The organism is Vibrio sp. 1159 (assembly GCF_033340395.1).
GTDB classification, from domain to species: domain Bacteria; phylum Pseudomonadota; class Gammaproteobacteria; order Enterobacterales; family Vibrionaceae; genus Vibrio; species Vibrio alginolyticus.
In genome coordinates, this window is the sequence record NZ_JAWOWL010000199.1 from 1 (window position 1) to 1,016 (window position 1,016).

At 48.5% G+C, this 1,016-nt stretch carries 2 protein-coding genes; one reads left to right on the forward strand and one right to left on the reverse strand.

Annotated elements, in window-relative coordinates:
• Positions 1-519, forward strand: a 519-nt coding sequence (cobA, locus tag R7127_RS26975) for a uroporphyrinogen-III C-methyltransferase (protein WP_318148771.1), incomplete at its 5' end; no start/stop codon positions are given.
• Between the two features lie 44 nt (positions 520-563).
• On the opposite strand, the gene R7127_RS26980 is transcribed toward cobA, so the two are convergent.
• The gene (locus R7127_RS26980; protein WP_069545357.1) at positions 564-1,004 is read right to left on the reverse strand and encodes a DUF4174 domain-containing protein; all 441 of its coding nucleotides are present in this window, start codon (positions 1,002-1,004) and stop codon (positions 564-566) included.
• Positions 1,005-1,016 lie beyond the last annotated feature (12 nt).

Genomic DNA, 1,016 nt, shown 5'->3' on the forward strand with positions numbered 1-1,016 from the left:
TTGGTGGAAAAAGCACAAGAAGGGAAACGCGTTGTACGCCTAAAAGGTGGAGATTCATTTATCTTTGGACGCGGCGGTGAAGAGTTGGAAGAGCTTGCAGAATACGGTATTCAATACGAAGTGGTGCCGGGGATCACTGCTGCGGCTGGCGCGACGGCTTACGCAGGTATTCCATTAACGCACCGTGATCATGCGCAAAGCGTTCAATTCATCACGGGTCACGTGCAAAAAGACGGTCGCGAAATTGAATGGCACTCGTTAGCGCAGTCAAACAACACGCTTGTGTTCTACATGGGGTTGAAGCAAAGCGGCCACATTATGGACAAGCTCATCACGCACGGCTTAGACCCAGAAATGTCATGCGCAATCATCGAAAATGGGACGCGACCAGAGCAACGCGTGTTCCAAGGTAAACTAAATGAACTGTCTAGCATGGCAGAGCAAGCAGTGAGCCCTGCATTGATTGTGGTGGGGAGCGTTACGCAGCTGCATAATAAGTTGGCGTGGTTCGGAAAGTAACGAAGAATCCTGTTTCTTCACGAGTCTTCATTTCCTCAAGTGCTTCAGATTTCGCAGGGGCTTCGCTGCCTCTGCATCTCTTGTTTTCGCATCGGCATTTGGTCAATCAAATCGTTAATGTATTGCCAGTCGGTTTCTGCCCCCCAGCGGTATTTTTCTAAGCCATCTTTACCGAGTAAAATCGCAGTGTGCTCGCCTTTTTTCACGCTGTAGATCTCTGCGAGTATCTTTAAATCAAACTCTTCTTTAAGCCAGCTTGGCACGGTGTAGCCGTCTTCTGTGATCACCAGTGTGACGACATCTCTATCAACTAACTCACACTCGTGCATCAATGCTTCAAGCAAGAACTGTTTTACGTAATCATCATTTTCAGGCGCGAAATACAGAACACTGCGATGCGGCCAGTATTGAGTGTGCGTAGGATAGCCGAGTGCCGTCGAGGCAAAGACGCACAAAAGCAGTATCACCAATAACTTTCCACCCATGACTCACTCCTA